General features: G+C 35.6%; 21 protein-coding genes. 4 read left to right on the top strand and 17 right to left on the bottom strand.

Annotated features, from left to right (window positions below):
- The first annotated feature begins 130 nt into the window (after positions 1 to 130).
- Positions 131 to 4,657: a non-ribosomal peptide synthetase family protein gene (locus ACZ5V8_RS00530; RefSeq protein ID WP_464217932.1), complete on the top strand. Its 4,527-nt coding sequence runs from the start codon at positions 131 to 133 to the stop codon at positions 4,655 to 4,657.
- 29 nt (positions 4,658 to 4,686) lie between these two features.
- Positions 4,687 to 5,898, top strand: a complete 1,212-nt coding sequence (locus ACZ5V8_RS00525; protein WP_440616520.1) for a PAS domain-containing sensor histidine kinase — start codon at positions 4,687 to 4,689, stop codon at positions 5,896 to 5,898.
- A gap of 22 nt (positions 5,899 to 5,920) precedes the next feature.
- On the opposite strand, the gene ACZ5V8_RS00520 is transcribed toward ACZ5V8_RS00525, so the two are convergent.
- The 3 genes from ACZ5V8_RS00520 to ACZ5V8_RS00510 form a co-directional block, all read right to left on the bottom strand.
- Positions 5,921 to 6,727, bottom strand: a complete 807-nt coding sequence (locus ACZ5V8_RS00520; RefSeq protein ID WP_440616519.1) for a helix-turn-helix transcriptional regulator — start codon at positions 6,725 to 6,727, stop codon at positions 5,921 to 5,923.
- Positions 6,675 to 7,541 (bottom strand): helix-turn-helix transcriptional regulator, encoded by an 867-nt coding sequence (locus ACZ5V8_RS00515; RefSeq protein WP_440616523.1) that lies wholly within the window; start codon positions 7,539 to 7,541, stop codon positions 6,675 to 6,677. Before ACZ5V8_RS00515 ends, ACZ5V8_RS00520 begins: the two co-directional genes overlap by 53 nt.
- Positions 7,542 to 7,618: 77 nt before the next feature.
- Positions 7,619 to 8,413, bottom strand: coding sequence for a LuxR C-terminal-related transcriptional regulator (locus tag ACZ5V8_RS00510; RefSeq protein ID WP_464217931.1), 795 nt, complete (start codon positions 8,411 to 8,413; stop codon positions 7,619 to 7,621).
- A 214-nt stretch (positions 8,414 to 8,627) separates the two neighbouring features.
- Here ACZ5V8_RS00510 and ACZ5V8_RS00505 point away from each other — a divergent pair, with 214 nt between their 5' ends.
- Positions 8,628 to 9,386: a hypothetical protein gene (locus ACZ5V8_RS00505; RefSeq protein WP_464217930.1), complete on the top strand. Its 759-nt coding sequence runs from the start codon at positions 8,628 to 8,630 to the stop codon at positions 9,384 to 9,386.
- A 67-nt stretch (positions 9,387 to 9,453) separates the two neighbouring features.
- Positions 9,454 to 10,881, top strand: a complete 1,428-nt coding sequence (locus tag ACZ5V8_RS00500; RefSeq protein ID WP_464217929.1) for an alanine-zipper protein — start codon at positions 9,454 to 9,456, stop codon at positions 10,879 to 10,881.
- Between the two features lie 79 nt (positions 10,882 to 10,960).
- On the opposite strand, the gene ACZ5V8_RS00495 is transcribed toward ACZ5V8_RS00500, so the two are convergent.
- The 14 genes from ACZ5V8_RS00495 to ACZ5V8_RS00430 form a co-directional block, all read right to left on the bottom strand.
- Positions 10,961 to 12,172 (bottom strand): FAD-dependent oxidoreductase, encoded by a 1,212-nt coding sequence (locus ACZ5V8_RS00495; protein ID WP_464217928.1) that lies wholly within the window; start codon positions 12,170 to 12,172, stop codon positions 10,961 to 10,963.
- A gap of 161 nt (positions 12,173 to 12,333) precedes the next feature.
- On the bottom strand, positions 12,334 to 13,125 hold the full coding sequence (locus ACZ5V8_RS00490) for a hypothetical protein (protein WP_464217927.1): 792 nt from the start codon (positions 13,123 to 13,125) through the stop codon (positions 12,334 to 12,336).
- Positions 13,126 to 13,286: 161 nt separating this feature from the next.
- On the bottom strand, positions 13,287 to 14,045 hold the full coding sequence (locus ACZ5V8_RS00485; RefSeq protein ID WP_464217926.1) for a hypothetical protein: 759 nt from the start codon (positions 14,043 to 14,045) through the stop codon (positions 13,287 to 13,289).
- Positions 14,046 to 14,081: 36 nt separating this feature from the next.
- Positions 14,082 to 15,221, bottom strand: coding sequence for a hypothetical protein (locus ACZ5V8_RS00480; protein WP_464217925.1), 1,140 nt, complete (start codon positions 15,219 to 15,221; stop codon positions 14,082 to 14,084).
- A gap of 108 nt (positions 15,222 to 15,329) precedes the next feature.
- Positions 15,330 to 15,563 carry a hypothetical protein gene (locus ACZ5V8_RS00475; protein ID WP_464217924.1) on the bottom strand — a complete coding sequence of 78 codons (234 nt, stop codon included), beginning with the start codon at positions 15,561 to 15,563 and terminating at the stop codon, positions 15,330 to 15,332.
- Positions 15,564 to 15,692: 129 nt separating this feature from the next.
- Positions 15,693 to 16,508 carry a hypothetical protein gene (locus tag ACZ5V8_RS00470; RefSeq protein ID WP_464217923.1) on the bottom strand — a complete coding sequence of 272 codons (816 nt, stop codon included), beginning with the start codon at positions 16,506 to 16,508 and terminating at the stop codon, positions 15,693 to 15,695.
- Between the two features lie 37 nt (positions 16,509 to 16,545).
- Complete coding sequence (locus ACZ5V8_RS00465; protein ID WP_464217922.1) at positions 16,546 to 19,497, bottom strand: DotA/TraY family protein; 2,952 nt, start codon at positions 19,495 to 19,497, stop codon at positions 16,546 to 16,548.
- The gene (locus ACZ5V8_RS00460) at positions 19,494 to 19,949 is read right to left on the bottom strand and encodes a hypothetical protein (protein WP_440616508.1); all 456 of its coding nucleotides are present in this window, start codon (positions 19,947 to 19,949) and stop codon (positions 19,494 to 19,496) included. The genes ACZ5V8_RS00465 and ACZ5V8_RS00460 overlap by 4 nt, the downstream gene beginning before the upstream one ends.
- Positions 19,950 to 20,005: 56 nt before the next feature.
- The gene (locus tag ACZ5V8_RS00455; RefSeq protein WP_440616506.1) at positions 20,006 to 20,632 is read right to left on the bottom strand and encodes a DotI/IcmL family type IV secretion protein; all 627 of its coding nucleotides are present in this window, start codon (positions 20,630 to 20,632) and stop codon (positions 20,006 to 20,008) included.
- On the bottom strand, positions 20,622 to 21,092 hold the full coding sequence (locus ACZ5V8_RS00450) for a type IVB secretion system protein IcmW (protein WP_440616505.1): 471 nt from the start codon (positions 21,090 to 21,092) through the stop codon (positions 20,622 to 20,624). The genes ACZ5V8_RS00455 and ACZ5V8_RS00450 overlap by 11 nt, the downstream gene beginning before the upstream one ends.
- Positions 21,085 to 24,006 carry a hypothetical protein gene (locus ACZ5V8_RS00445; RefSeq protein ID WP_464217921.1) on the bottom strand — a complete coding sequence of 974 codons (2,922 nt, stop codon included), beginning with the start codon at positions 24,004 to 24,006 and terminating at the stop codon, positions 21,085 to 21,087. Before ACZ5V8_RS00445 ends, ACZ5V8_RS00450 begins: the two co-directional genes overlap by 8 nt.
- Before the next feature lie 44 nt (positions 24,007 to 24,050).
- Entirely contained in the window at positions 24,051 to 24,839 is a 789-nt protein-coding gene (locus tag ACZ5V8_RS00440) for a hypothetical protein (protein ID WP_440616503.1), read from the bottom strand.
- Positions 24,840 to 24,917: 78 nt separating this feature from the next.
- A complete protein-coding gene (locus tag ACZ5V8_RS00435; protein ID WP_464217920.1) occupies positions 24,918 to 26,063 on the bottom strand; it encodes a TrbI/VirB10 family protein in 1,146 nt (381 codons plus the stop codon).
- A gap of 3 nt (positions 26,064 to 26,066) precedes the next feature.
- Positions 26,067 to 26,855: a DotH/IcmK family type IV secretion protein gene (locus ACZ5V8_RS00430; protein WP_464217919.1), complete on the bottom strand. Its 789-nt coding sequence runs from the start codon at positions 26,853 to 26,855 to the stop codon at positions 26,067 to 26,069.
- Between the last annotated feature and the right edge of the window lie 66 nt (positions 26,856 to 26,921).

Genomic DNA, 26,921 nt, shown 5'->3' with positions numbered 1-26,921 from the left:
TCATCGCCTTTGAGATATAGCTATACCGCCCACAAAATGATTCACGAGCGGTATACATTATATGACTACTTGTTACTGGCATTATGATCCTGTTTGAGAGTATGCTGTCAGGCACCGATAAGAGCACTGAATGATATGGTGGAAAATGGTGTGCCTTCAGTTAACAAAACAACAAGATGAGTTATGGTATGCCTACAAGCTCAATCCAAAGGCAGATAGCTATAATATTTCTGTATTGTATCGTGTTGAAGGTAACTTAGATATAAAAAAATTCAAGTCAATTTATTTAACTATCGGTCATTACTTTGAAGCATTTAAAACACGCTTTATTGAAAAAGATGGTAGAGTATCTCAAATTATACGTGACCATTTTGACGGTGAATTTATCTATCAAACACTTAATAATTCAACTGATCAAGAAGCCCTTGACGCAATTGAAGCATTAAGAGCCAAGCCATTTAACCTTGAAAAAGATTGGTTATTTAGAGCTATTTTAATCAAGGCGAATGATCAGAAGCATTATTTTCAATTTGTCTGGCATCATATTATTTCCGATGGACTAACGACAACTATATTTAGCAAAGCCTTTGAAAAGCTTTATAACGAGTGCTTAGAAGCTATTGACCAATTCAAAACCTACCCTCTAGGGGATTATTTACAGTATGAAGCTTCAATAATCGATGACAAGAAAAAAGAAACGATTAATTACTGGCAAAACTATCTTAAAGATTGTCAGCAAAATGAGCTTGCCAAATACACGCATGATGACACAGGAAAAATTAATCGTAAACGGCTAAATATCGACTCTAAAGCCCTAAAAAATCTGCTTAAAACACACAAGACAACGCCCTTTATATTTTTCAATGCACTCATTAGTGCCTTTATTTTTAGATGCTTTCACTTAACGGATATTCTGTTATCTTACCCAAAAAATATACGACCAAAGGAGTTTGACAAGATAGTCGGCTATTTCGTCAGTATGTTTCCTATGCGTGTGCAAGTATCAGGAGAGATGACTTTTGCTAGCTTGCTTTATAATATAAAAAAGCGGTATAAAGAAGATAGAAATTATCAGGAAATTGCTTTTGAGGAAATACGCAAAGCATTAAAGTTTGATGTAAAACCCAATATATCCGTAATGGAAACCTGTCTTTTATCTCAACCAATACAGTTGGATAATCTTACAGTTAAACATTTAGAGTTTTTCTATGGTAACAAAATAACCACACTGAGTTTTGCATATGATAAAAATGCTTTGTGTTATGAAATCGTTTATCGTGCAAACTATATCCCTAACTATTTCATTGGATATTTTGAAAATTTGATCAATGAGATTTTAGCCAGCGCAGATAAAAAGATATCTGAATATGAACTAATGTCAATTGATCAAAAAAAACTACTCTGCGACTGGAATAATACGGATAAACCCTATCCAAAAGATAAAACTATTCACCAACTATTTGAAGAGCAAGTTAAAAGAAATCCTGACAATATCGCCATTGTTTTTGAGAGCGAACAACTTAACTATGCGCAGTTAAATGCCAAAGCTAATCAACTAGCACGCTATATCGGATCGATCAATACCATTTATCCTGATGATTTAATCGCTTTATATCTAGATAAAAGCTTAGAGATGATTGTTGGCATTTTGGCTATTTTGAAATCAGGAGCGGCATATGTGCCGATTGACCCCAGCTACCCTGATGAAAGAGTGAAGTATATCCTTAATGATACTCAAGCATTTTTGGTATTATCACAATCACATTATATCTCAAGACTGCAAGCTATTTCTAAGGCACCCGTCATATCACTTGAGAGTGATTGCTACGAAAGCCTCTCAAGTGAGAATTTAATGCCAGCAAGCACCGCCAATGATTTGGCTTATGTGATATATACTTCGGGTACGACTGGGCAACCTAAAGGTGTTTGTATATCACACAAAAATTTATGTAATATGGCATTTTCACAGCAAAAAAAGTTAACGATCAATGAAAAATCAAAAATTTTGCAATTTGCATCAATTGGTTTTGATGCCTCAGTATGGGAGATTTTTGGTGCTTTAAGTTTTGGTGCTCAGTTACATATTCTATCGGACACAAAAAAATTACAACTTAAATATCTGGAAAGCTATTTATTATTCAATAAAATTTCACATGCTACATTACCACCCAGACTCATAGAAAACTTGAATGCAAAATGTTTACCTAATTGTTTATGCTCCGCAGGAGAAGTTTTAAATATAAAAATTTTACAAAAATTAATTGCACAAGAGTATTTTATGAATGCGTATGGTTTAACTGAAACTTCAGTATGTTCAACTATACATAAATGCAACCGTAACAGCCTAAATAACACTATTGGTAAATCAATTGATAATAATAAATGCTATGTTGTTGATATATGCAACAATCTTGTGCCAATTGGTGTTATTGGTGAATTATATATCGGCGGGGCAGGGTTAGCACATGGTTATCTTAACAAACCTGAATTAACCACTGAAAAATTTATTCCTAACCCATTTGCTACTGAAACCGACAAAGCCAATGGCTATGATCGTTTATATAAAACAGGGGATTTAGTTCGCTGGCTGCCTGATGGCAACCTAGAGTATATTGGACGCAAAGATAACCAAGTTAAAATACGTGGCTTTAGAATTGAATTGGCTGAAATTGAAAGTGCCTTAATCAATATTACAGGTATTCAACAAGCTATCGTTATCAATAGAGTAGTGAATGATGAACAATGCCTTTTTGCTTATTACACTGCCAATGAGCAAATTAATCCTGAATTAATAATAGATAAACTCACTAACAAACTGCCAAATTACATGGTGCCAAGTGCTGCCTTGCAAATTAATGAGATACCACTCACCATTAATGGCAAAATTGATATCAATGCTTTACCTGAGATTAGATTTGAAAGCGATCAAGCTTATATTGAAGCAAGAACAGAACAGGAAAGAATTGTTTGTCAGGCATTCTCTAATTTACTACTTATTGAAAAAGTAGGCATTGATGATGATTTCTTTAAGTTGGGAGGCAATTCTATTAAAGCCATTCAACTCGCTATGATGTTACAGTCAAATCTTGAGGTCGATGTTGCTGAAATTTTTGATTTACGCACACCTAGGAAACTGGCGCACAATAAGCAAATTACCCATGATCTATTGATTTCCAAATTAGAAAAAATTAAACATGAGTATGCCAACCAAAAGATTAAAGGACATGAAAAACTTAACACAGCGATGTCACTTAAAAAAGAGCAGTATTTATCACAAATAGCTAATATACCCGCAGTAAAATATACAACCAAATCCATCCAAAATGTCCTATTAACCGGAGCCACCGGTTTTTTAGGATGCAACCTTCTCAACCAATTACTAACCTTAACACCCTATCGTATTTATCTATGCATTAGAGCCAAAGATAAGACACATGCCATGGAGCGTATGGCGCATAAATACCGGTTTTATTTTGATATTACTCTGGAAAAGTATTTTGCTGATCGCCTAGTTTATATCCCCTGTGATTTGGAAAAAGAACAAATCGGTGTATCAGATGAGCAATATTATCAACTGATACAAAATATCGATAGCATTATCCATTGTGCTGCGTTAGCAAAACATTTTGGTATTGAGCAGACGTTTTATAGAGCCAATGTTACATCAACGATTAATTTACTTAAGCTTTGTGAGCTAACCAATTTAAAAGATTTCCATTATATTTCAAGCTATTCTGTGATGACAGGTGTTGTCAATGATAATGAAACTGTCCTGACTGAGGATGATCAATTAACGATTGATGGCGAATGGAATTCACCATATACCAAAACCAAATACCTCGGTGAGATCAATACCATTAAATGGCGCGAAAAAGGCATTAATAGTAGCGTCTATCGTGTCGGGAACTTAGCTTTTATGCAACAAAATGGTAAGGTGCAGGAAGATGTCAAAGATAATGCATTTGCAACCTATATTACCTTTATCCGCAAATTGGGCTGTATCGCTGATAATATGAATGAAATAGAGATTTCACCTGCTGATATAACGGCAACAGCAATGGTGAAAATGTTTGATAAACGACAATTAAACAATCAGACACATCATGTATTTAATCCAAATAAGATCAAATTATCTCAAATGCTGAGTACGAAAAATCACACAATCACCATTGTAAATTTTGAAACTTTTATTGATGGGTTAGTTAACTATTTACAGCATAATGATGATTGTGATTTAATTGGACGGTTTCTGTTACGCATGGAATGGCACGCCGATGGTAAAAATGGTCATTTTATTGGAAGTAATGGTAGCGCTATTTTGCAAAACAAAACGGGATCCGTATTTAAGATGATAGATTTTCAATGGACAAGAATTAGTAACATGCAATTAAAATTCTATATTGAGAAATTGAACACTATGCTTGATATAAATTTAGGAACGCCAACAAATGCACCTAAACCTTTTAAGGTACACATCTGGTTGAAAAGTATCAGAAGATTGTTAAATGAAGCCAAGCTTAAGGCGTTAAATATATTCAAAACACATAAAAAAGTGGTTGCAGTTATCAGTAGTGTATTAATTATAGCGCCATTATTATATACCTTAGAACTGTTAGATATAATCACTATGCTACAATTTGCGGATGACACTGTTTAAAACTTAAAATTAGGATCAAGGATGTAGAGATGCTCATAACGAACAAAAAAGATTTAACCTCATCATTTAGTGAGTTTTCAAATCTTATCCCCAGTGGTGTCTATTGGCTTAACACAAACCATGAGTTAATGGGTGCAAATGATTTCATACTTAAAACTGCAGGGATGAAACTTGAAGATATATTAGGAAAAACACCACTCGAAATGCATCCAAAGGATATGGGTACTGAAATTATTGCTCATCACAAGCAAGTAATAAAAACAGGGAAACAAGTTTATTGTCAAGAACAAATCGTAAATCCAGAGTCTGGAAACATTGTTTATTTCGATGTTGCACTTTCACCATTATTCGATGAATGTGGTAACATTTTTGGGGTTTGTGGTATTTCTTATGATATCACCGAACGCAAACGCCTTGAAGAAGAAACCATACACCAAAAGAATCAATTGGAGAAAAAAATAGCATTTCAACGAAACTACCTTAGATCATATGGTTATGAATGGGTAGATGCCCTTAAAAATATTTCGCACGCAATTGATAATATAGGGGCGCAATTAATAGGATCTACTGTTCCAGAAAGCCTTGAGATTGCTGTGAATGATGAACTCTACAAAATCAACGAAAGCTTATCTGAAATGTATACCATGTATCAAAAGATTAATAGCACAATTATCAGCGAAAATGATTCTCTTAACTCACTTAATTCGATTTGTACAAAACCTATGCTCTTAAAAGGTTTGATCGCACCAGAAATTGGCATTGCAAATGCCTCAATTAGTGCGAGATTTGATGTTGAAGTATCATTTGAAATGGATAACCAATCACAACAAAAAGTCTATGTGGATTATAAAAAACTTCGCCACATTATTAGAACACTACTTGCTAATTATACAAAAGGAATCAGTAAAAATGCTCAAAAGAATATTAACTTAAAAATTACCGCCAGAGACAGAGCACATGACAAACTTTACATAACATTTGAATTTAAAGGCACTATGCCATTTATTGAGCTAGAAGATGATAATATTAGCGCAGAGTACTTCACGGATCCTAAAAACACCAATGTCGCCATGGATAAACATGAGTTTGCATATGATCTTGCTTTGGCTAAACATTATGTTAAGTTACTTTGTGAAAATGAAGTTGAGTTAAATAATCACTTATTTGAAGGATCTGAGTTTTCATTTACTCTACCATTTGTCACAGTAGATGACGACGAGATGGATGAGATCATCGAGTAAATTGACATAAAAGCATCTCAGGTTATTTATACGCAATGTATGCTAAATATCTCCTGTGCTCATGCGACTGAGATATTTTAACAAAGAGTTCATAACGATTGTTCACCCCTAGTTTCTGTACCATTGAGGCAATCAGTCCCTCAATGGTTCTCGGTGAGCGATCAATACATAATGCAAGTGCTTTCACCTCGTAATTGCCATTATAAATAGCTAAAAAGCACAGGTTCTCAGTATACGTTAACTCGCTAAACTGCGGAGTGGGTATGTACTTTGTAAGCAAATTTTTGGATGGGTTTACATTTTTAAATGTGAATCCATTCAAATCAATATCAAACGTATTTTGCAAAACTAATTGATCAAGCGTTTGATGTAGCTGCCTGAAATGTCCTCCATAAAATAATGTATTTGCAATAAGAACTTCTTTTTTCTTTACAAATATGCACAAGAAACTAATTGAATGGTCAGGGTGGTAATGTAAATGCCATGGCAAAGCGTGTCTTTCCTCCTTGGTAAGAATATGATCAACACAAAAAGACTGGTTATATGACTGATATACTGCATTTTTATAACCCACATCATTAATCGTCGGAGATAGTAGCAAAGTTTCAAAGTCAAGAAAAATTCTTTTATCTGCCTCAGGCAAAGTATAATAATCGCTCAAACTATCATCTGCTAATAAGGGTAGCGCAAGCACTCTACCATTAGAATAACAGCGATGGTATATTAACGATTCTACAGATAAAGCTAAATTTGCACTCTTTAAGATTTTATTTAATTTATACGCATATCTTTGGTAACTTTTTGTGTAGATCGCCTCTACTGTGTTCATTTGCTACTCCATAACCTTCATTATCAGCCATTATATGGCTTAAACATGAGTAATCACCCCCTATTTTCACAAAGAGTTCATACCTATTTTTGCACTCTAACTTGTGTAAAACACTACGCATTAAACCTTCGATTGTTCGAACAGATAGATTTAAATATATTGCAACTTGCTTTGTCTCATAATACCCTTGAGATATTGCAAATAAAAATGACTTTTCTGATCGTGTTAAATTGGGAAATATTTTTGGCATGTGATGCTGTTTAAAACACAGTTGATCCTGTCTTGTATTGACCAAAAAATCATGGACCAAATAATGATATTCTTGCCGCAAAGAATCAAATAGTTTTCGTGTTAACGCCAGAATATTAAGGTGCGCATATTGAATACTAGCCTCAAGATAGTTACTCTTTTTAATGAATATACATAAATTGGCGATTGATTGACTCCCTACCTTGAAATACTGAATAGGCAACATATTAAATGCTTCTTGTGTTACAAAAGACAAGTGATATGGGTAACTATCTTCAGAGCAAATATTTAATTCGTCTAATGTCATAACTTTTGGTCGATTAAGCACGTTGAGAAAAGAGGATATATGCGCTTTTTCAGACTGAGCCCAATCATGAAAACTCTCCAGATATTTTAGTGGAATATTAATAGCCATTCCTGAACTAAAAGTTTCTGTATAAGTCAAACCTTCAATGTCAAACGGGAAATCCATAGATTGAACAATCTTCTTAAAAGTATGCTCATATTTTTTCCAATGATAGTGATGTATGTCTTGCAAGGTAAATTGTTGATTTGCAAACTCCATTATATTCAAGAAACTCCATAAGTTGATTTACTTTTTAGTTTTATCGTAATCATTAAAACAATAGCGATTATTTTTGCCTACCAGCCTTTCATTACCACACAGCGCATCACATCATGCATTTTGCTTATTTTCACCGCTAACTCATATTTGTTATTGCAACTGAGCTTCTGTGAGAGTCGCGCGACGATTCCTTCAACTGTTCTGTATGATTTATGCAGTTTTAACGCAATCTCCTTTGACTCATAATGTCCTGCATAAATTAATTTAAGACAAGCCAATTCTTGCTTTGTCAGTTTAGATAAAAGCTCAATAACCATATTTTCATTAGCTCCTTTAAACATAATAGGAGCAATATCGCTGGAAATATCAAACTCTATAGCAATAAGTGTCTTGCAGTCAAACAAATAGGATTCGATTGCCGCTATGCATTGATCTAACAAAAACTGTTTATCGCTAAAAAAACCCATAAATTTGCATCGGGTAATTACAGAAATCCTACTGATTGAATTATCGTCATTATATTTAAGGTAAGTCAAACAATAATCAAATTTATTGATACTTCTAATAAAAGCATAGCTAGACTGATCGTCACTGGATAAAAAAGGACTTAATTCATGATACCATATCATTTTTGGAATTTTAGTGAGGTTGCTCAAACAAAATGCAGGATCTTTGGTCGGGTTTCCTTCTAACCAGGAACCACATATATCATGCTCTAGAACCGGTACGTCAATCACTTCTCCATTTGCAAATAATCTCGTATAAGATAATCCGGTAACACACAATGTATCGATCATAGGAGAGATTAATCTCTTTAGTATGTTTTTATATTTTACGAAGCTGAATCTGTGCACTTCTTGGATTGTTGGCATTTATTTAATGTGTGACGATGATGTTATGGGTGTATTATACGCAATATTAAAATATTGTCCACTCATCCGATGGATAAATTATGTACTGCGCTACGCTAATAAGTATCATTTCATTATAAAATCATCATTTTGTCCGGTTTTTGAGACTATCATCGCTCCGATGGTGTTTTTCCCTAATAATCTCCTCTGTTTTATAACCTTGTAGAGATTTTTGATGAGAAGAATTTATTTTATATTACCGGCTTTATTCTTTATACAAAGCATAAGCTACGCAAATAGCAAACCCATTAATTCAGCATCTGATCTAGATACTGCTATTCAAATGTCATTAAGCGAAGATGACAGCAGAACGACACTTGCTGCAAACGACTGGTTTTATATGAATGTTTATGGCGGGTTGTCTTATAAGGCTTTCCCACAATCTGAACAAACTGTTTTTCGCTCAGATGTTGGGACTTATGATATTTACCAACCAGCCAAGCGCTATTCTCCTTACCTTGCTGCTGAGTTTGGAATACGCCCATGGAGGTATCTAACATTTGGCATAAGGTATTGGAATACGTTCAATACCAATGCTCAACTGATTGATAATACTGGCACGGACAGGTTTCCTAATGGTGACATTAAGATGTCCTTTTCCGGAATTAATATTTTAGTAAGTGCACACCTACCAATTCCTGCAATTAACAGTGAAATTATATTGTCAACGGGGCCTGCAATTATTTTCTCTCAATTTAATCCAACAACTGCTATTGCCAGTTATGATAACCCTGCGTTGAAAAAGACAAACAACACAAACATTCGACCTTTTGTTGCAATAGGCTATCAATATTTATTGCCATATTCATTAACACTTGGATTAGAAGCACAATATATTTTTGGCATTGGAAAAAATATCTATTCACCATATTACGGCGGTAGCTATGTACCTAATATGTTCAATCTGTCATTAAGCATAGGATATCACTTTTAATAACATCACTAGCACTTACAAATCATTTTATAGTTCATAAAATATCATATAAATAGGAGAAAACTCGATGAAAATTAAAGCATTGATCAGTGGGGTCACACTAGGAATTAGCACTATGGCTAATGCTAACGTCCCACATCTTGACCCTCATGCTTTACCAACACTTAGAAGTTTAATTGAAGCACTTAATGACTGGGAAAGTCCAATTAATGCAACTTCCTCACAAGCAGCAAATGCTGAAACGCATGCTAACAATGCTGAGTCTTATGCAAATTCAGCATTGCAAACAGCAACCAGCGCCAATTCAACCGCTCAGCAAGCAGCAACAACTGTTAAGACGTTTGATAGCAGATTAATTACGGCAGAAGGCAATGCCACTTCAGCTAAGACAGCTGCTTCTTCTGCCAATGAGCAAGCAGCCAATGCATCACAAACAGCGCAAGCTGCTTTTGCTAAAGCTAATAGCTATGAAAATCGCATTAGCGTAGCTGAGAAGAATGCCTCAGAAGCACAACAAACTGCCAATACGGCTAAACAAACAGCCGATAATATTAAAGGCACTGCGGATGAAGCTAAACAAACAGCAGATAAAGCAAGTGAGCTTGCCAATAGCGCATCAGAAACGGCAAATATGGCAAAGACAACGGCCGATAATGCTAAGTCCTCAGCAGATAGGGTGGATCAGTTTGATCAAAGAATTACAGAAGCACAAGAGAGCGCCAAAGAAGCTCAAGAATCTACCGACACAATCGAGAAAAACATAGGGTTTACAATGGAAGATCGTGTAATTTATGGACATAAAGGACAGTCTCTACAAGATTTGATCAATAAAGCACAGAATGACGAGAGCATTACTCCAAAGCTTGACTCTGAACACCCTGTTGTTATTAAGCTTGCCCCTATTACTTATGACCTATCAAAAAATGCTGTAAGCGTTCCTCAGGGTATTATTATTGATGGCGAAGATCATGCCATATTAAAAGGTGGTAATCTTAAGATTCAACCAAATACAACATTTGAGAATTTTAAGGCAGTTAATGCTGGTACTTTTTTCTACTTAAACAGCGATCAAAATATCAGCACAAATAGCATCTCCTTTAAAAATATTAATTATACGAATGTTAGCCACTTTATTTCAGCTGAGGCTATAGAACAAAGCACACCAATAAACATCATATATTTTGAAAATATTATTGATGAGAACGTGGATATCGCAAATAAAAAGAGCGGACCTAACAAGTTATTTGATGTTAGTAATCTAAAACAATATGTAAAACAAATTATTGCCAAAGACTCGATATTTAGTGCTATTGAATCAAATTGCTCAAGTTACATAAGCAATACTCAGCTATTAATAACTAACAGCATGTATTATCCATATTGCACATACTATTCTCCCTCGTATGAAATAGACTACTATTCTCCAACCCATATAAATAGCTACCGTATAGACACTGGGAAGGTTGAACAAACGACAACATTGCAGGTGGCATGACGTATGTAGAAGGATAAGTTTTTAAAAAATTATATTGAACAACCATCAGGTCACTTAGTTTGATTCAAATTTATACTTTTTACTCCAGGTTAATTCTTTTAAATAATCCAGATTTCACACCAAAAAGTATTTCTAGCATCTGTTGCCTTATAAAAGGTATTTTACCCATTGATCCAAAAAATGTATCGCGCAACCATGCAGGAAATATGCTATCTGACTGGAAAAACGGGGTTAAGCAACGACTTGCAGATTGATAAAAATGAACATGTCTCTTTCTGGACAAATCATACTCGTTTATCGCATCATTAAGACAATGATTTGTTTTTAAACACTCACAAAAGCTTAAAGCATCCATTAACCCGAGGTTTGCGCCCTGACCTAATTGAGGGCTAGTCGAATGCGCAGCATCACCCATAAATACAATTCGATCCTGATAAAATTTACTAAGTATAACATCACTATATATAGAATGAATAAGGTCTGAATGTATGTGAAAATTTGAAGTTAAATAGTCAATCTCAGGCCATAACCGCTTTACCTTATTTTTCCAGTTTTCAAGAGGTTCATTTTTCCACTTGATATAATCATCATTTTTTAGACTCCAGAAAAAAGTAGTATGATTACATCTGTCATTTTCCTGCGCCTTTCCAATAGGTAATATACCAATCATAGTTTTAGCTTGAACATACCTCTGTTGAAGGATCTCCTGATTAATTAAATTATTTTGATCTTTGCTAACTCCCCAAATTGCACCATATGGATAAACTCTACTTAGTTTAACATTAGCATATTTCTCTCGTATTACAGAATGCATACCACTTGAATCAATAACGATATCAAATGCTTCAGAATGTTCGAACTTAATGCTATTGATTACATATTTGTTATCAATATATTTATCAATACTACAAACATCAAAATCATTTATAATAGGGATATTCAGTGATACAACTTTTTGATATAGAATTTGAAATAGCGCACCTCTGTGAATGCCCAAGCCAAAAAAATGGGGAGCTAAATCAGCATAAGATAGATCAAAAATGCATTTTCCCGAAGCGGTTTTGCCACTAAGAGCACCAATTTTAGCTCCCAGATTAATTAAACTTTGATCGACTCCCAATTTCTTCAAACACATCAAACCCGTTGGCTGTAATAAAAGACCTGCACCAAGCGCTCTAGGTTGTTTGAATTTCTCAAACACTTTAACCACATAACCAGCTTCATTTAAAAAAGCTGCAGCAGCTAATCCAGTTACCCCTGCTCCAATTATTGCTATTTTATAATTTTTCATTGGAATGTATTTACACCTAAACTTTGTATCAAATCAATTTCAACACGTGCAAATCCTTTAATAAATATTTTCTTAAGAGAATAGACAAAATGTCCTTATTATACGCAGTAATTAATTCTTAAAAAATTTGTCAAATTTTATAGCGATAGATTCCCTTTTTCTCAAGCCAACAACCAATAGCGTTTTGCATATTCAAATAACTCATAACTTTCTGTCAATCCAAGTAATTGCTTAAGACGCTGTGTATAGTTATCAACACTGCGATGAGAGACTTGCATGTTCTCAGCTAATGCTTTTTTCTCAGTGATACCATGACCTAATAGCGTAAAACATTGCATTTCTTTATCACTTAAATTAAGTGCTGCCTGAATATTTTTATCTTGCAGCGGTTTAAGCCAATGCGGTGGCAAAGTCAGCAGCACAAGATTCTCTGGATGTAGCGCGAACTTAGCATAATACTTTATGGTTAAAGGCGCAATATCAGCTACTAGATCATGCAGCATGTGATATAGCTCTGCTACCTTTAGGTAAAGTGAAGTTATATTGTGTATACTATCAAAATATAGCACAAAGCGATGCGCATTATTTTCCAACCAAAAATAATAAGAGACCGCATAACAATCCCCATATTTAGAATGCTCTGGCGTAAACAGACTCTGCCAAGCTTGTGCATGCACCGCAATTTCAGATAAATGACAAAGTCGCGGCAGTAATCCAATCAACTCATAGCTAAAATAAGGATCCTCATAACGGTAGTGGTTATTACTATGAAAGCGATAAGCATATTTATGCAGCTGCAAAGGTGCGCACCATGTGAAAGACTCATTAACCAATGCATAGTCAATACCACAGCAATTGAAAGTACTCATTACTTGTTTAAGCTTTTCTTCCAAAGCAAACTGATTAACCACTTCCAGACTATTTGTCATCGTGACGGTATCATCTTGAATCACTTTTCCTTTATGAGGTATCGACGGCATCCAACTAAAAATAGATAAACTAGAGATATAAGAATATTACGTTACATTCAATATAATTTCAACGCAAATGAGAAAATCATCGTGTACAAATGTCAATGGTCAACGAAGTTGGCTTTGATTGCATTATAACGACACTAACCTTGTGTGCAAGCAAATACATTCAATTTGCACTTGAATTGATCATCACTATTAAATAACGACGCAGTATATTGGGACTGGTGCTCATCATTTGGTGATAACATACAAGATAACTCATCAATATACGCAAGGCATTTATCATTTAACTTACCTGGCTGACGCTTACATGGATTTAAACAAATATTCTCTTTTAGCCATTGACAGCTGAGCATCTCACGCACAACGGCAATTGTATTTTGCAACCCATGCTCAGTTAGATCAAAGGATAACTGACAAGGAGTCTGCCGATCTAGTGCACCAACAAAATCTTTTATCTGCTCAATCGTCATCGGTGCATCTTTAGGAATATCCATCATTGATGCTATTACTTGATTATCACTGTCGCTAAAACTTTCAGCCTGTGTGGCATCAACGCGCTCTTGCTTTAGCTGCTCCTGAAATTTTCCTCGCTTATCCTCATAAGCGATTCTTAATTCTTGATAAAAAGTTTTGATCTCTTCAAGATTTTGATCTAATGATTCTTGCATTTGTTCACTTACCGTCTCTTGGTGACGATGCGCTAATGCAGCTGTCTTAAGATAACGATGCAATCGAGCTACTAGTTGATCTAATTGGTTCTGTAAATACTCAATTTTATTGTGTTCTTGATGTAATTGGTTTAAGAAAGCAAGTAAAGGCTTTTTAAACTCGAATTGTTGTCGCTGATGTAATAGCTCTTGATATATATTCTTAATTTTTGACTGTAATAATGACATAACACCCCCTCAATTAGGTATAGGTTCATAGAAATTTCAATTTATTGAAGTAGTTACTGATACCTCTTGATCTTTACTTCCCATGTAGTAATCACAAAATGTTGTTAGTTTACTTTCATTGTCTTTATGATGAATATCAAAAATATCGGTCAATTTCTGACGCGCTTGCTCTGAGAATACAAAATGACCTTGCTCATCCTTTTGCTCAATCATTGATTTGGCATTCACAAGGTAGCCCTTTTTATGCCAATTATCGGCAATTTGCTGATATTTTTCATAGTCCAAATATTCATCATCTTTATTGTTATCTTTCTTTTTATATATTGGAGCTAGATTTTCAAAAGTGACTGTCGGTACTGACATGCCTACCTCTTGTTCTTCCCTATCACTTTTATCACTTTCCTTTACTAACTTTGACGGCTGAGACGATTTTTGTACTTCTTCATTTGCCATTTTAGGTGGTGGTGTTAAGATACCCAACATTTGCTTTGCACGTTTATACTTTTCAACTCGATCTTCGATATCTTTTATTGCACCTATAACCTGTGATTTTAAGTTGGCTTTTGTATTGGCACGTAGTAAATCGGCAGTTTCTAACAGACGATTTGAGAATTCCATTGGATCACCCTTTGACTTAATATTTGTTGATCCATCATGGTTTTGTATAACTGTATATTCTTGCTTTCCCGCTGTTAGCTCATAAATCGCTTGATTTTCTTTGTCCTTTTTAGTGAATTTTTTAAGCTTATATTCCTCTGCAGTATTGCTTGTACTTTTATCCTTTAAACGTGCATTTAAAATATCAACCAACGACTGGGCTTCTTGTTCGGTATCAATATGCTTTAAATTTGTTAACTTAGCAAAGTTATAATCAATCTCTTTCTCAAACTCGATTGTATTTTCTTCCGCCTGCCAATTTTTGCCAAAGATGCCTTCTAATTCCTCTTTTGTATATTCTGCCTTGATTAGCTTAACTTCATTTTTTTTACCATCTTGTAGCACTTTTTTGCGTTGATCTTTTGTTAATGCATTAACATTAAGCAAATAAGCCTCCTGTGCCTGATTGCTCCAATTCTCTTTAGCATAAAAATCACTTTTGATTGCTGCACGAATTGTATAGTTATCCTTGCTGTTCTTTATTGCATAAAAAATAGTATTTTCAAGCTGAAATGACATAAAACTCTCCTGTCTTAGCTATAAATTTGTGATGTTTATCCATCGCAAAGTGACTTACGATAGACGTCAAGAAAATATTTTGAAAGGTATCGAAACGCTAGGAAGCTATTACTTTTTAGGTGTATGATCTTTGTTAACATTTAAATTAGTATTAAACATACTACCATTGTACTCTCCTTCAACCATTTGCTGTGGGGTCTGAGCGTACCAGCTCTGTTTTAATGCACTGTCAGACCTATCATACTCAAGTTTGGCAGCATTTTTAAAAGTTGCTCTTAGCGCTTTGTGTGCCGCTTCGTCTGACACAATATTCACTCTGTATCTGTCTTTATTATCACTCATGTTTCCCCCTAGAGTGCGTTCATTTGCTATATTGCAATTATAGGCACATAATACCAAAGAGGCTACATAGTTACTGCATATTCATCAATTTGATGACATTTGCATTCGGCATACAGCGATATTCGCACGTCAATATATTGATTCAAATACAAAATTCAAATGATCAACTTTTCCTTTAACCCAAGGGCATGCACTTGTTCCAAAACCTTTGGATTGACAAACAAAAACAATCGCAGATTTATCTTTAATATAACGCGCTGCCGTCCCCATATTACAAGCCAAAGACCCCTCCTTGATTTGCATGCCACTATCCAATGTTATACGACATAAATCAGGAGAATTTGCAAATCCAATGCTTAAGTAATTATCAACATTTTCTGTATTTTTACATGGATTACGATAATAACCACCTCCAATTTGAGCTGCATGCTGACCACATGCTGTAACATCTAGCTTCCCTAATCCTAATGAAATAAATTTATAAGGGAAAAAATTTGTTTTCAATTTAACAACGATTGTTAACTCTTCAGGGTCATCTTTATCATCAATCTTATCTGAAACATCTAGCAAGTTATCATCTGAATTACTCGATGAATAAAATGAATAAACATCTCTATCCGCATGGCGATCCATATTGAAAGTTCCTGTTGCTTGATACTTTGAGAACTCGACACTCTGATAAGTTATACTCCCTGAAACGCGTGTATCTTCCCCTCCTTTTCCGCTTTTAGCGTTTATTCTAATTTGCTGACTTTTGCTATTTGCGGCAACAGTTTTATCAAATTCATTACTATCAAAGGAGCCTCGGCTAAAGTAATGTGAAACATACTTTAAATCCCATGGTGTCTTATTATCAATCGTAATATAATAGTCAGTTCCTGTTGCCATTAGAAAAACTGGCAATAACAATATAGTTTTTATCAATGATTTAATTAAACGCTTCATTATCGTCTCCCTTGGTACTTTAAAAAAGTATTCCTTTTTATGATTGCTTCTTGTTAGGGTTTAAAGGGTTGTCAACGTGCGCGCTATTTCCGCCACTTCCACCGCCAGCTGCTTGCTTTCTATGATGTTTGTAATTATCCACCGAAGTTGCAACATGCCCAGCACTTGAGCCCAAGTTTTGCACACCATGCATTTGCTCTTGACGCCCTTGGTTGTGCTTCTCTACTGTTTGTGTACCTGACTGCGCCATGCCTTGAGCATTTTGCGTGCTTGAAGATTTCATCTCCTGCATATCTTGCTCACCAGCACGTTCATTGTGTGTACCACCCACCCAATGCAAAACCTTATCGGGTAAGATATAAATCAACGAAAAGCATTTATAAAAAGCCAAACTAATAAAGCTTGCGTACATAAATACCAATAAAATATTTAATGACCCAGTAACATAGCTATCGCTTGACGTACCATATACATTACTGATTTGCGTTGCCACAGCATGAAAACCTTTTGCTGAAATAGCTATAACAAGATAAGTCAAAATAATCCCTGTAATTAATCCACATATCATCAATACAGGCCTTAGCACCAGATTAAGCATGATTTGAATGGCAGGTTCTGCCTTACCATACACCTCATGTCCTTCTGGATAAACAAGTCCAAGTGCGACAACGGGCGCTGCAACTAGCGCCTCGATAATTAATAATAGCCAAGCAATCTTACCTGCCCAAAATAAAATAAATGGTGTCAATGGAATAATAAGTGCAAATAAAACCGCATTGGTAAATAAAGTGACCAACACAAAAAAGACAAGTGGTAGCCATATCAATGACATAGTTAAATTTGTCATTGTGATAAACGTTGCTAATTGCGCACCAAAATCGCCAATAGATGAAATAACACTAGGTAACCCAGGCGTAAAGTAGCTAAAAGCAGCAGCTCCTAATGCTGCCGATTTTGACACTCCTTGAATCGTACCGACTTCCCATTTAACATCGTTTAGCGCTTTATCTGCCTTTTTAGTAATCGCCACCAGTGTATCAACAACCATCTTAATTAATGATTGTCCCACACCTTGAATTTGCTTTAAAGCTGAAAAGGCATTGTCCATGGGAGCGCCAGGTGTTACTGATTCACCAATATTATATATTTGATTTAAAATGCCTCCTGCATTTGCATTAAGACTCATTTTTTGAAAAATCTCATTGATAAACTGCTCTGCAGGTGAGGCGATATCAGCAACCACTGCCCCTTCATGGAAAAAGCTGACATGATTTAACTGAAACAGGCGTACTAAGTATAGAAATTGCTCAACATAATTCTTTTTCTGGTCTTTTATATCAGCACCTTGCTTACTATTTTCAAGCGCTGTCTGAATCACCAAAAAATATTTACCAATATCAGAGGAAATAGAAGAAGGAATAACAGCATCTATTAATGACGTACAGTTAAAATCCTTACTAATATGCATATCTTGACCAAAAAGCGCCTTATATGTCGTTTTGCAAGATTCAACATCATTCCCAAAAACATCAATTATCTGCTGTTTAAGCTTACTAAGATCTAGCTGAATAAACTTATCTGTTTTATCTTTTTCCGTAAAATCAGTTAGCCGAACTTCTTTACTGTGCTGCGGATTTTTTTCATCCTCGCGAGTATCAGGATGAATACCATAATTAAGTGAGCCATTAATTGCATTATCAACTAAACTATCAAGATTGCTGCTATTTTTGAGATATTGTAAAGTAACTCCTACTTTGGAAATATCAATTTGATTTTGCTGGTCGTTATATAGCAAGTCATCAAACACCGCAAAACTATCATGAAATTTCTTTAACACATCTTCAAAATTACCATCTAACTTAAAATACTTTTGGTCAGCATTCCACCAATCATTATCCCTTTCTTTCTGCTCGTCATCTGTGACACCATCACTGCGCTGTGAATTTTTTTCCCCTGATTTTAGTTGATCTTGAAACCCTCTGGCAATCGATTGAGATAGTGTTGCAATTATATCTTTATGCTTTATATTATCATTTTTCAGATAGGATTCAATTTTCGTTCTATCATTATAAAAATCCTCAATCGTATCAACTGCATTTAGGCAAGAGCTTGATGGTTCTTTAGGACAATAAGGCTCCAATACATCACTAAGAATGTGCTCATCAGGCTGACTAACAGGCAACCTAAAAATATAATGATTGATAATTTTATATATGTAGTATTGCTCATAATTATTATCTGAAAGAACCGACCATTGCTGCATACCTTGTTTTAGGCGTTCAATATTACCTGTATTAATTGTATTTTTATCATGATTATCTTTTCCAATATAAATATCATCCAATTGATCATCATCTATCATCTGCTGGGTAATATTGCTTTCAATCTTCATTGCCGCCTGTACAATGGACATCTGATCAACTTTGGGTGTGTCATAGGCATCATATTTATCTTTACCCTGTTGTCCTTGTACCGGGCTACCTATATTTTTTAGCATTTTTGATGAAAAGCCAGCTAAAAGATATAAAGCAGTATCTGTTTTGACACCATCCGCGATATCATAGCTCATTACTGGTGGGACCTTGTTTTGATCCAACTTTGTGTAAGTTTCCTTCCACACATCATTGGCAAACTGGATACTCACGGACACCATCAAGAAGATCAGGTATTGCGCCATACAAAACCCTGACTTTAAAGGAATAGCAAAGGTGGAGCCCAGAATAACGCGCAAAGGAATCCAATATGAACTCCAATTTTTACCTAGAAAAGTCCCATCTTTCGCCGTATTGATCGTACCAATCACTAGTATAAAGGCATAAATGGCTATGACTGCCATCAAAATACCGACGTTAAAGTAGTAAATCAAAGTTCGAAAAGCAGCATCTGAGGCTTGCCCAGAAAATACAGCTGACGCGGATGTGTTATTCGGATCAAAAGCAAAGAGCTGATTTAAAACCTGCCACGCACTCCAATTTTCTGACAGCATCATTTCACTCCTTTAAATAAATCAACAAACCATTCATGAAAGGTACAACCGAGTTTTTTTCGATACAGTTGATAGCGCCAGAAATGATATTTAAACGCATTGGCAAGCATGAGCATCATTAATGATAAAGCAATACATCCAACCAATATATAACCTTTGATAAACAAATAAAGCGCATAAAAATAGATAATAACCGCAACTAATAAACATAGACGCAGCAGAAAGGTGAATTTTTTTATAATATAACTTATGCTGGTCTCATCAATACCAGATTTTGCCAAATCTGCATAAGCCATGTCATGTTCAGATTTTTTTAGCTTTAAAATGCTTTTAAATACATTGCCAATAAAATGATGTTGCTTATGAAAAGCATCGATTAAAAACATGCGCTTCGTTCGACGAAATCTGACTTTTGTTTTCTTCTCTTTTGTTTTCTTCTCTTTTGTTTTTTTCATATCAAAAATACTCAAGGTTTGCTTGTGATAAATAGGTAGATATTAGCTAAAAATAATTATTTACTATTTAGCTGAATAATCTGCGCGATCCCAAAATATTGACCTTTTGCCAAATCCTGCATCCTACTATTTTCCTGTATGGTTAGTTTTAAGATAATGTGATTGTTTGACACCTCAGCTCCTTGAGAGAAGGTAACTAATACCGGCACTTGAACTTGCCAACTGCTCACGCCAGCAATATGCCCTACGGCGGTGATGATTGGTACTCCATCTAAAGCCGCTTTTGCGACCATTTTGTGCTCCACCACCTGATCAACTGTCTCCTTAAATGCTTCATTAAAGGCATACCATCCTTGTTGAGTAAACAGTGGTTTTAGTGTTAGAATTTGTTCTTTATAATTTAAAAAATCAAACTTATACAACTTAGCAGTATTTAAACTGACCCAATTAACCAACATGTCATCAGTAACCACTACTTTTTTAGGTAGATCAAGTGATTTAACTATCCCTTGATCGTTAACTGCCAAAAAGTAATATTCATTATCCTTATGGCTATACCATAAGCAAGTGAATAAAATTACATTCAATAGAATACTAATAAATAAGACTTTAATGATTAGCCTAAAATTACTTTTATAAAATTCTGCCCTTTTAGCAATCACTTTAAGCACATTAGTTTGCATAATTTTCATCCAGCACTTTATTTAATACATTTTCTACCTTTAATAAACGAGCCTCACTACAAACTCTGACCAAAATCAGATTTTTCTCAAATGACATGCAACGCTTATACAACAACTCATAATCTAGATTATTGCTGAGTCTTTGATAAATCATCTGAAATAAATCCCCATTTTTCTTGTTAATATTCTGCATCATGAACATCATTAGTGCCGTAGGCAGCTTGTCACACAAATGAATGATGGCATCAGCATACTCTTCACTAGGTTCTTTTTGTTGACGAGCCTCAAGATAAACTTCGTATAGCCGATCATAAATCTCATTGGACAACTCAGATTCAGACTCCTTGTTTTCTTTAATATCATAAACCGTTAACATATCCACCAACTCAGGCTTACCAAATCCATGCCAATAATTGATAATTTCTGCTTTAAAATGATGCATCTCACTTCTATTATCCATGTTTGACACTCCTGTAATATTGCTCAATAAAATTTTCTATTAATTCATTAGCGATCTCTTTGACTGATCTATCCACCTGTAAATTCGATTGAGTTTCAAGATAAGCTTTGGCGCTCCCAGTTGAAAAGCTCTGAGCTAACAGCAATAAACTTGGCATCACACCTATATGCTCAGAGAGCTTTTCTTTCAAATAACAATCCTCGGCTGTTGTTGTAAATAACCACAACTCATAAGCACTTAAACATAAATTGAGTAACTGGGTATTGATACCATTGACCGTGTGAAACTGACCAATAAAATTCATCCCTTCACTTGTTGGCCCATGTACCGCATATTTTAATGCAGAAGCCTCTGTTTGATTTAAACCAAAATGTGAGCGAGTGGTTTCTAATGTGCTTTGATTTCCTCCACTTAAGATAAAAATTGAAGTGGCAAACTCAAGCATCGTATGGCTAAAATCACTCAATGATTGTGAAGCTAATGCAATTTGTACATTATGTTTTCTACCCTCACGCATATCGGTTAGCACTTGCCTTAAAATTGGCGCACAGCCTCGCGTACGGTGAAATTCATCAAAAACAATACGTTTGGGGATATTATATAGTTCTTGCAATTTTTCTTTGTGATACCCCTGATAGCTTACTGATAACTGCTCTAAATCTTGGACTTTCACAAAAAAGTAGCCCGCCGTTAAATGACGCACTAACATATAAGCAATAACTGAAATACGTGCATCATTCGCAGAAACCGCCGACATGACTGATGCCAAATCAAACGCCACCACCCTTGCATCAACATCTATCCGTGTCACAAGGTTCAAAGACGGCAGGTTTTTTATTACCGTGGTAATATTGCGACAAAAATATTGAATATAATCTTCACTACTTGCTAGATTTAATCCTTTATATAGATCGATAACACTTGTTTGATTCACTGCATTAATTAAGTCTGATAACAAAGGCATAGCATAACGTTGCGTCTTTTGTGCCAAACGAATCTCATTTTTTTGAAAGAGTACATCAGTAATTTGCCACCATGATCTGCCTTGAGTATCAACATGTAATTCCTGCAACTTGCTATCAATCTCTTGATTAACTCCTAGCTGATATCGCTTGGGTTGTTGATCGTCACTTGTTAATTTATAAACCTCATCAATAACTAAGCTTAGCATAGCTTCCATGCCATCTGGCAAGCTTTCTTGTATATTTTCTAACAATAGTACTGTCAAAAAATTCACTAAAAATGCTTTATGTGCATGTCCTGGATAGCGTGCGCCAAGATGAGTATCAAAGGGATTAATCGCATCCGTATGACTAAAAGTAAATTGATAGTGCTCCGCCACCGAGCTGCCTCCGACAGCTTTTAATAAATCAATCACACCTTTTGAAGAAGGTCCAATATCCAGAATTGAAATATATGGCAATGCCTCCAAACCATTACATAAGCACGCAGAAAGGTTAAGTGAATTCAATAATACTGACTTACCCGAACCCGATCGCGCATAAATTAACTCAATCCAACTCACTTGCTTAGACGAACCACTTTGATATGGCCACAATTTGCCATCAGGTGTACGAAATAAAGTTGCACCATAGTCCCATGAAAGAGCAGGTCTAAAAAATGGCATCAGCTTTACTGCATCGTTTAATGGCGCACCCACAGCACAAGGAAAACCCCGACGATTTAAAGCCAAGAAACTTGATTGAACCACGTCAAATGGATCGCCGAAATTTTCCGTTGTTTGCGCGCCCCCCCAATTCTGAATTGCTTTATGTAAAGCCGCCTTGCGTTTCTGAAAAGTCATTAAGTCAGACTTATCTGCCCATGTAATTAAATTCACGGAAAGCCTGATAACCGGCATATCGGTATTACTTTGAATATGCTTTAGTAAATCATGCGCATGGCAAATTAGTTTATTTTCATGCGAACTAAACGTTAAGAATTGAGCTAAAAGCGACTTGATTTGGCTTATTTTGATTCCATTTGGCGCCAATGAGAAAGAGATTTGCCAAGGTAGCTGATACTCTTTCAATGTTTGGAATAATGCATAAAATGCCTGAATATGCTTGGGAAATAAACTAATCGTAATCGGCGCATAGCGGTAATTGCCAACAATACACTCTGACATATTGACATTGTTACTTTCCTCTGCAAAGAGCTGATAACTTAAGCTTGGCCACAACCAACTGGTCCAATCACTACCTTCACAACCTAGCTGTAGTTTGTCTCCAGGCAGATGTGCCTGCCAACCCTTATCTGTTGTATCAGGTGAAATCTGCTGCTTAACTGCTTTTAGTAAAGGGTCAACTTCCATCAGTTTGACACTTAATCCCATTGCAAAAAAAGACTCCATCAAAACAGTCACCAATGCAGTATGCTGTAACCTCACTTCATTAATGACATGTAAGAAATGCTGTGCCTTTGATGAGATTTTTATATTGTGGCTCTTAAGCTGCTCCAGTTTATTTCGATATGCTTGTTTTTGTGCAGGCGCTGTCAATAGATCTGATGAACTCCAAATACACAAGTAGCACTTCTCAAAGACACAAGCTTGTCCCAACGTTTGTCTTTTGGCATCAAAATAATCTTCAAGTTTTAAATTTAATCGTTTGGCACTTTTTTGTGATGGCAATAATAACTCATCTATTTCCTGTGCTGTACTTTGTGCATCGTAGCGAAAAAAGCATTTGATTTTTACACCTTGCTTTTTAAGTAACGGCGTTAAAGTGGCAGTGATTTCATCACATAAATGATGATACTCATCATTACCTACCATGTGTTTGACACCATTAATTTCAAGCACCGAGACCAAACTACCATCTTTGGTAATCAGAGTGTGCTCATCATCAGCACTTTCAAGCTCACAATAGTTATAGATACTTTTGTTGCTGATACTATTTAACCAGGAAAACATTCCCTCGACAGTGTTATACAAGAAGTTCATTATTTATCTCTAACTTATTCAAATACAAAGCCAGATGCTGTGTAGACTTTATAAGTCTGGCCGTCAATTTTTAACACTTTGCCGTAGCCTTCCAGCTGTGCCCCCTCTTTAACAGTGAATGATCGACCTTTCTTATCTTCTAACCACGCAATACCATCAATAATTGCGGTTAAATGAAGCTTCTCATTCATATTAATTTCTTTGGCATTCATGTATTGCAGTTGTCGCTGCAGCTCACTCACAAGAGAAATTAACGTTTTGCTTTGATCGCTTTGTTGCATATCGTCAATAACAGACGCCATTTTCTGCATGTCTTTTAGTAACTGCTCTTGCTGTGACTCAAGCTTTTTTATGTGCTGTGCGATTTCAATGCTTGTCTTTTCAGAGCGCTTACCGATACTGCTTTGCAACTCATTAAGTGTGTTTAATTGTGCTTTTAGTTCCTGTAATTGCTTTACATTAACCTGAGCATTTTCCGTGTGAATTTTTCTTGATTCTGTTTTAACAAACGATGGCATGTTAGTAGCTTGTGTTTTAACTTGAGCTTTTACAGAACTAGAAGATCTGTCATCACTGCCAAATAGTGTCCCTAGTACATAATAGGCACCAAATACAAACACCAGTCCTGCCACAGCATAGACAAGATAAATTTTTTCAAATTTAAATGAGTTTAACTTTCCCTTTAACCCTGATGCCACCTCGTTATCTACAGAGATATTCCCATCTGATTGCTTAGACTCTTCTGCCACGCTGTCAGCTTGCTTTTTCCTATCGTCATCTTCAAAAAAATCATAATTGCTCATGTACTTTTATCCTTTGCTTTACTCATTACTTTTTTATATGTACAAACCAAACTTTTTAAAACGGTTATCTTGTTGTGATTAACTTTTTAGTGGATTAACATCTTGCATAATTAATACACCGATCGCACTACCTTGATCTAAGGTAACAGTCGGTGGTTTATCAAATTGTTTTGACATCGAGCTGCTTAATGCTGTACCAATCTGCCCAAGCCCCGAATAAGCTGCATTTTTAGCGCTCATAGCAACTTCGCTACCTTGGCAAACTTCTCGACCAGTAATCCGATCTGTATAACACCAGCGATTATTATTCTGCTGTGCATTACTAAAATAAGTCCCAAAACCTTGCAAAAAGGATGCCGCAAATAAACTGCCATAGCGCAATACATAATGATGATCAACGTCACTTGCCAAAGCAGTTTGCGCGGTATGTTGATCAATAGCATACGCATTGATTGAAATACTTTTTGCATGATTTTCAATTGATAAAGTGTTGAATCTGACCACTAATCGATCTTCTTCTCTAACAAAACTCCCCAGAAGCTTGGCATGTTTATATGGCCCCACAACGATATGCGCTAATACTGGCGTATTTGGCTGATCACTATTAACACTGGTATCAATGATAGCAATCAAGATATCACCTGCTTTAAACATGGTCATTAGATCATTGCTAGCGGCAGACATGCCACCAGAAAAGTCACCATTGCTAAGCTCGCTTTGCTCTTCTTTCATTGATGGTGATTTATTCCAAGTTTTTAAAATAACCTCAAAATTCTTTTGTGCCACTTTAGGATCAATTTGAAACTGATTTTCTTGATTATTGGCACTCTTAATCTGCGACTGTTGAGCATCTGTTTTTTTCTGCTGATGCTTATAATCATAAAATGCAACTGGATCCATCTGCTTTTCTTGACTGCTGTTATTGATATCGTTATCTGTTTTTTCCTTAGTTGTCGATGAAAAAACATCTTCAATATAACTATCACTACTTTGTTCAGCTTGCTGGATGTGTTGCTGTCTTTCTTTAGCAATAAGTTCTTGGCGTTTATTATCTACTATTGGATTTTTTTGATTTACTTCAATTTTGTTATCACTTACTTCTGAACGCAAATATGTCTGGCTATTTTTAGAGCACATGGACAACATACCAATTGAAATCACAATAATAATTAGAAAAATAATCAAGACACGTAATCGCGGATGATTTTTTAAAAATTTCAACATTGCCTACTCATCCTTTAAATTAACTTTATGTAACCCTGAGTCATTCGATATCATCACCACAGGAGTTGGATTAATCTCATAAACATGAGTAGCACCCATCGTTTTATCCTCAATATGATTGGTATAACCTGGAGAAATCAGTGTGCCCGATGTCAAAATAAGATATCGATCGTTATAGCTCCAAAACTTACCCACTCCTTGTTCACCAGTGTTAGATAATTTTTTGGCACCATTTGGTACAACACCTGATAGTAAAGACAATAGATACGATGCTTGCTGAACACCCCCAAGCTGCGCATCATCTTCTGGCTTAGTGACACGAACATACAGCTCGTAATCCCACTCCTTTTGCGTTGATTGCAACATTAAAGTGATTGGTGTTGCCCGTCCCTGTAACATCACTGCCATATTTGTATTAGCATAGGGTTTCTTCGATTGAAGCATAATAATGCCACCTTTTTTATCCCAATTAACGGTAAAATTTTCTGCATCTCCAATCACATAACTTGTTACTGGCCAAACAACTCCCTTTGAGTCAGTGAAAATCAATGAACTCACCACACCAATGCCTAATCTCACATTCGGAGGTGCTGTCGAAAATCCTGGTTTGGTATTGGCAATAACAATGCGCGAAACACCATTAACATTACTCATGGCCGGCATAACAGCTGCAGCCTTTTGTCTTGAGCTAATCTCAGTTTTTGACTGCTCAATATCAGTTGATGTTAATGGAAACATGCTGTTGACAATATTGTTGACCATCATCTGATCGTTGGCACATACCATATTCATCCACAACAAACTACTTAAGGCTATTACACATCGTAAAGCAGTTTTTAGAGATAGATACTTACTACA

The sequence above is a fragment of the Cysteiniphilum sp. GTC20157 genome, from assembly GCF_055396795.1.
This window is presented reverse-complemented; position numbering and strand designations above follow the sequence as displayed.